Here is a 5219-nt window from a genome sequence, read left to right as displayed (position 1 = left end):
TACATGCCTGGTAAGCATGTAATAATATAGTTAATCAACTGATATTATGAATTTAACACTAAAATGTATGAGAAAAAACAGTGTATTTAAAGCTCTCAAAGCGGTTTTTTTGTCCTTAGGGATTATCACCGCGATGAATTTGGCCTTTGTAACACAAGCGTCTGCTGAAAATTTAAAAACAGAAGCTTTCCAACAGGAAAAAGTAACCATTACAGGAACAGTTTCCGATAATGCGGGAACTTTACCGGGTGTAACCATTCTGATAAAGGGTACATCCGAAGGAACCAGTACTGATATCGACGGTAATTATACCTTAATCGTTGACAAAGGTGCAGTTTTACAATTTTCCTTTGTGGGATATAAAACAAAGGAAATCGTAGTGAATAAACAAGCGGTAATCAATGTCACTTTGGAAGCTGATCAACAACAGTTAGATGAAGTTGTGGTTGTCGGTTACGGTACACAGAAAAAAGTAAATCTGACCGGATCAATTGCTGCCGTAGGACAGGAAGAATTAAAAGATCGTATCAACACAGACGTATTGAAAGCCATACAAGGAACGGTTCCGGGGGTAACGATTATTTCCCGTCCGGGTTCCGATGCCGCAATCAATTTTCGGGGACGTGGTAATTTAGGATCATCGACACCTTTATATGTTATTGACGGAGCAATTGCCGATGCTGAATTTTTTTCCAGTTTGGATCCGGCAACTATTGAAAGTATTTCTTTTTTGAAAGATGCCGCTTCTTCCGCCATCTACGGTTCGCGTGCTGCTTATGGAGTTGTATTGGTAAAAACCAAAGGAGGTAAGAAAGGAGAAATGAAAATAACTTACAACGGGTATATGGGTTTTAAAATTCCGACCTATAAGCCGGAAGTTGTCAGTTCGGGTCAATATGCAGAATTATATAACGAGGCCATTTACAATGACAACCCGAACAATAAACCTCAATATACAGAAGATCAGATCAAGAAGTTTTACAATGGTTCAGAACCGGATTTATATCCCAATACCAATTGGTATGACATGGTGTTGAATGATATGGGAATCACCACGCAACATCAGTTGAATTTTAATGGCGGTAGTGATAATATTCGTTATTTTGTGGGTATGGGATATGTATATGATGAAAAACTGACCCCCGGTGTTCATGATGACCGTTTCAACTTGTCAGGAAATATCAGTGCCGATATTAAACCTTGGCTGACATTAAATACCAATGTAAAATACATTTATAAGCAATATAAAAGAAATACGGGTAGTGTTGCCCTGATGACTTGTTTAACTATTCCGGTCACCTATGTCGCCAAGCAATCGACTGGAGAATGGGGATCGATGCTGGGAGGCGAACAGGCTCCGGCGGAATATATCAAGAAAAACCCCTTGCGTAATTTGGAAGACGGAGGATGGCAGGAACAACACCGGAAAAATACATTAATTGATCTGGGATTTGATATCAAACCTGTAAAAGGGTTGGTATTAACTACACAGTTCGTGTATAAAGGCTGGGACTACCGTAACAAGTCTTACAGTGCTTCCTGGGATGAAGTACCGAACTTCAAGACGGGCAAAATGATCAGCGGTAGCGGTAAAGACGAAAGCAAAATGGAGTATGACTGGCAAAACAGCAGCCGTTTGCTTTATAACGGTCTGGCTAAATACAATTGGAACAATGACAACCATGACCTGGGAGTATTAGCAGGTGTTTCTTACGAACACTATAAATGGAACAAAAGCTATTCCTGGCGTAAAGGCTTTCCGAACAATTCAATGGAAGACATGAACGGCGGATCGAATGCAGACGAAAACACATATGCAGAAGGCGGATCAAATGAAAACAAAATGCTGTCTTACTTCGGCCGTATCAATTATTCACTATTCGGTAAATATCTGTTGGAAGCGAATTTGCGTGCGGATGCTTCATCCCGCTTTCACAAAGACGAGCGTTGGGGTATTTTCCCTTCGTTCTCTGCCGGTTGGAGAATCAGTCAGGAAAATTTCATGAGTCAGGTAAAATGGGTAGATAATTTAAAATTAAGAGCTTCCTGGGGACAATTAGGCAATATCAATAATGTAGGTGATTACGATTATTTACCGACATACGGAATGGGAAACAATTACAATTTTGAAAACCAAATTGTAAACGGTATGATTGAAATGAAACCGGCCAACCGGAGCTTGTCCTGGGAAACCGTAACAATCACGGATATCGGTGTTGATTTCGATATTTTCGGTGGTAAGTTAAGCTTGGTTGCTGATTGGTATTTGAAAAAAACCAAAGACATTCTGTTAGGTTATAACGTACCGGTAGAAGTCGGCATCAGTTCGGACTACAAACCGTCGCAGAATTTAGGGGAAGTAGAAAATAAAGGTATTGAATTTGCCGTTACTCATAGAAATACGATCGGAGATTTCTCTTATTCAGTAGGATTCAATTTCTCCAAAAACTGGAATAAGGTAACCAATTTGGGTGATTCCGATCCGATATATGAAGATCCCTGGATTAAAAAAGTAGGTAAACCTATTGGAACTTATTATGGATATAAAACAGCAGGTTTGTTGACACAGGACGATATCGACAAAGGCAATTATATTACGAACGGAATTACACCCCGTGCCGGTGACATCAAATACGTTGATGTGCACAAAGACGGAGTATTAAGCGGGGAGGACCGGACATTTATCGGTTGTGATGTACCGGACATTACTTATGGTGCCAATATCAATTTGAGATATAAAAACATTGAATTGAGTGTCATGGGACAAGGTGTTTCCGGAACCAAAGTGAAATTCTCTGAAGAGCAGGCCTGGGCTTTCTTTGAAGATGCCAGTCCCCGGAAATGGCATTTGAATCGTTGGACGGAAGCCAATCCTAATCCTAACGCGAATTATCCGAGAATATACTTGAAAGGGAATACGCATCAGAATTACAATCAATTATTTTCTGATTTCTGGTTGTTTGATTCCGACTATTTCCGTATCAAAAATATCACGTTGGGGTATTCTTTCCCCAAAGCCTGGATGAACAAATGTTTCCTGGATAGTGCAAAAATATTTTTTACTGCGGAAAATCCTTTTACGATACGTGCGGATCACCGTATGAAAGACTTTGATCCGGAAGCTTCGTCCGGACGCGGAGTCGGAGCACTGGGATTGAGAACCTTTGCCTTTGGTATTAATGTGTCATTTTAATCAATGAAATCGGAAGTTATGAATAAGATGAAATTAAATATAAAAAGCTTGCTTTTAAGTGCCTTATTGAGTACAACAATAGCAGGATGTGTGGACTTGGATGTAAATCCACCCGCCGCAATCGGACCTGATGCGTTCTGGAGAACGGAAAAAGACGCTTGGTATGGATTGAATGCTTGTTATGCCTGGATGCCGGGTTGCGATGTCTTTCAGGATGCTTATGCCGATAATGCTTTTAATCACCACGGGCATGAAAGTAACGGTCAGAATATTCAAACAGCAGCGATGAACCCATCGAATGATATGGGATATGGCTATACGGATGTCCGTGCTTTCAATGTGTTTATCAACAACGTAGACAATTGTGATATGCCGGCTGATTTGAAAAGACGGATGAAAGCAGAAGCCCGCTTTTTAAGAGCAAATTCCTACGTAAGCATGAATCTGTTTTTTGGGAAAGCCTCTATCATTACCGATGTAATGGCTTATGATGCACCTAACATCAGGCGCAATAGTGAGGAAGAAGTCCGGAAATTTGTGATGGAAGAATTAGATTCAATTATTAAAATTCTGCCCCCAAGTTATTCCGGAGGTTATTTAAATGAAAAAGGACGGATTACCAAATGGGCAGCTTTGGCCTTAAAAGCAAGGGCTGCGCTGTATTGGAAAGATTATCCGACAGCAGAAGCTGCTGCCTATGAGATTATAAGAGACGGTGGATTTTCTCTGTTTAAAGTGTCTTCTTTGACAGAAGCACAACAAAAAGAAGCGGCAGAATTAGAACAATACATCGACTTTGCAGCAATGGGTATTGATAAAGATGCTTTTATAAAAGGGGTTTTCAGCTATGAAGGAATATGGCATACTGAAAATGCATCTCCGGATAATCCTGAATATATCCTGACTCGTCAGTACATGAGTGGGAATCCGGACTACGGTGATTTTTTAAGATATACCCAATTACGTCCCGATCAAATGAAAGGCGGTTGGGCTTCAGTAGAACCAATCCAAAGCCTGGTCGATGCTTATTGGGATGCAACGGGAAAAATCAAACCGACTCCTTTGACTCCGCAGGAAAGAGCATCACGTTTCGAAGACATCCTCGACATACGCAATGGGTACGAATCAGCTTCAGCTTTTGTAGAGGCTAAAATCGGAGAATTTAAAAATTATTCGTACAATCAGGAGTTCAGAAACCGGGATAGTCGTTTATATGCCTCGATTCTTTTCCCTTTCAAAGGGTGGTATGAAACAGATATGGGGACAGACTTCGTGTATGAATGGGCTCATAGCAATAATGACCCAAAAGGCGGATATATTTTTAGAAAAATGATGCCGTTAGCTTCAAATACGATGATTTGGGGAAGCAACTATGTCGGAGAAGGTGACTATCCGGTGTATCGCTACGCTGAAATCCTTTTGATTTTTGCAGAAGCCCGTGTACATAATACCGGTTGGGATGCTCAGGTAGAAGCAGCATTGAATGAAATCCGCGATCGTTGCGGCATGCCTCATGTCGTAGCTCATGCCGGAGAAGATGCGCTCGAATTTATACGAAATGAAAGACGGATCGAACTGGCCGGAGAAGGACATCGTTATTTCGATATTCGGCGTTATGGTAAAGAGTATGCCCGAAAATGTATGTCAATGACCATGAATTCGATCGACAATAATTATCACTTTGAAATGAGCTGGGACGACAAGTTAATGTTAATGCCTATTCCCCAAACGGCAATAGACCTGAATCCCTTATTAAAGGACGATCAAAATCCAGGATATTATTAATTGTCGTCATAAATGACACTGAAAAGCGGAGTATCAACTCCGCTTTTTTATTGCCCGGTTAAAATTGCTTTTAACCGGGATTTTTTATACAACACCATAAACTTCCGTTCAAATTTTTTATATCAATTTATATTAAAATTTCCCAACCTATGTTTCGGTTTATTTTCATCCAGCCAGGTTTATATTAATGATTATCAGACTATTGGCTTGTTGTCAAATATACCATGCCTGGTAAGCAGGT

Annotated in this window: 2 protein-coding genes; both read left to right on the top strand. The window is 40.4% G+C overall.

Annotated elements, in window-relative coordinates; genetic code table 11:
* The first annotated feature begins 67 nt into the window (after nt 1–67).
* A complete protein-coding gene (locus DD657_RS07940) occupies nt 68–3193 on the top strand; it encodes a SusC/RagA family TonB-linked outer membrane protein (protein WP_287049481.1) in 3126 nt (1041 codons plus the stop codon).
* A gap of 18 nt (nt 3194–3211) precedes the next feature.
* Nucleotides 3212–4978 (top strand): RagB/SusD family nutrient uptake outer membrane protein, encoded by a 1767-nt coding sequence (locus DD657_RS07935; RefSeq protein ID WP_392389382.1) that lies wholly within the window; start codon nt 3212–3214, stop codon nt 4976–4978.
* Nucleotides 4979–5219 lie beyond the last annotated feature (241 nt).

Origin of the sequence: Culturomica sp., assembly GCF_003524185.1 — a bacterium.
Taxonomy (GTDB): domain Bacteria; phylum Bacteroidota; class Bacteroidia; order Bacteroidales; family Marinifilaceae; genus Culturomica; species Culturomica massiliensis.
This window is presented reverse-complemented; position numbering and strand designations above follow the sequence as displayed.